Raw genomic sequence first — 1,851 nt, 5'->3', positions numbered from 1 at the left:
ATGTTCCCAAGAGAAAAGCCAGCCGATCGACTGGCTTCGACTAAAGAAGCAGTCGGAGAACTTCTGTACTCGCCATTGTCATTTGGATCGAATTGCAGAAAATAGCCTGTCGGCGTCTCCATGTAAGAAACTTTCTGCTGTTTCTACCGTTGGTTGCAGATTTTGCCGTTAGTGATGTCGGACGCTCCTGTTTCGCGACATTACCTTATTCCATCGTAGATCGTTCCGGAAACCTTAAGCTCCTTCGAGATAGGCAGCATACCGTAATTTACGGTGTGACAGGGGTATGGTAAATTGCTTCAACCATCCACTTGTCTTTCACATAATGAATCATTAGCATTCGTTCAATAAACATGCCGCCAGCATCCTTCATCCGGATGATCAGGAGGAGTCCAGAAAGCAAGCAGAGGCCACGGTGGGTGCCTCTGATGCTTCCGGGTATTTCCCCCTCCCTCCAGCCTCCGTCTGTTCTTCAGGCGACGTTCACACTTGATAGAAGCTTATCCCTTTTCCAGAATATAATCATCATCCGTGCCAACAGCATTGTTCAATATCTGCAAAGGCTGCCCTTTCAGATAATAATTGAAGAAATCAAGCGTAAAATCGTTGACGAGCCGATGTGTCCCGCGCGCGTTCACTCCTTGCGTCCACTCTATAATTGGAGAGATCAAAAAGAAATCGGAGAAGCTCATATGAAGCGTGTTGTGCAGCTTCAGCCAGTAATTCCCGCCAGCCTTTACCGGCGCATACCGAGCATCTAACTCTTCCGCCAACTCTTCCTCCTCGTCCGCACTGATCATCAGGAACGGCTTGTTTATGCCTGCCGCCGGAATGCGGCGTTCACCGTACAAGGCTCCGTCCATATTGATGCCTGCCCGAACCCGCGGATCACTTAGCAGCATCTGAACCGTAGTCGCCCCGCCGAGCGAGTGTCCGAACATGCCGAGCCGTTTCATGTCCATTCGTCCCGTAAACCGCCGATCCGGGTCAGCGGCAGAAAGCTGTTCAAGTTGATTCAGCACAAACCGCACATCGTTCACCCAAACCTCATTCATCCTGTCCGATTTTTCAAGTGGCTCTATCTCCGATTCTGTATTTTTCACCGAATCGTACAACGCAACCCGCCCATCCGGAAATATCGAAGCCATACTGTCGTAAGTATGATTGATTCCCGCAACAATGTAGCCATGGCTCACCAACTGCTCGACCTGGAACATGTTCTGGCCCTCGAATCCGCCAGACCCGTGTGAAAAAATAATTACCGGATACGCCGCTTCCGCATCGGACAACACCGCTTGTTCAATCGCATGCGTACGGGCTTGTCCAAGGCTCGTCAAAAACAACTTCGGCAGACCAGACTCCTGCTGAAATGCCTCGGTATACACTTTGGAATTGGGCACATACGGCGCTCGGGTTCCCTTGGCGTCCTTGCTGGCCGGATACCAGATCTGTACTTTCAGTTCCCGCTTGGCCCCGGCTGCCGCCAAAGTGGACGTTTCCTCGCGGGTGTTGTCAATCCATTGATAAGCGACTGTGCCAATCCCATACGGGCCTAACGGTTCATCGAATGTAAACACCGGGAACAGCAACGGCGCAGCAACGGTTACCGTCCCGTAGAAAAAGGCGGATAACAACGCTGCAATTCTACGTACGCCGCGCCTTTGAATGCCCCCTTGCCCGGCTCGGGCACGCCGCCGAAAGTCCAACACCAGCGCCCATAAAGGAGCCAGCGTCAATGCATAAGCAGGAATCAGGGGCCAGCGCCATCCCTCAACCCAGCCCTGCACAACGAGAAGAACTGCCGAGACGGCCAATCCTCCCCACAATAACTGTCGCGGCTTTTGTTGCCCA

The 1,851-nt window shown here is 52.3% G+C and carries 2 protein-coding genes; both read right to left on the bottom strand.

All coding sequences use genetic code 11. The features are described from left to right. Positions 1-268 precede the first annotated feature (268 nt). Positions 269-403, bottom strand: a complete 135-nt coding sequence (locus AMS66_RS34420; protein WP_269084566.1) for a hypothetical protein — start codon at positions 401-403, stop codon at positions 269-271. Positions 404-500: 97 nt separating this feature from the next. Then, on the bottom strand, positions 501-1,851 hold a 1,351-nt coding region (locus AMS66_RS19905), incomplete at its 5' end, for an alpha/beta hydrolase family protein (protein ID WP_082350802.1).

Origin of the sequence: Paenibacillus xylanivorans, from assembly GCF_001280595.1 — a bacterium.
GTDB classification, from domain to species: domain Bacteria; phylum Bacillota; class Bacilli; order Paenibacillales; family Paenibacillaceae; genus Paenibacillus; species Paenibacillus xylanivorans.
This window is presented reverse-complemented; position numbering and strand designations above follow the sequence as displayed.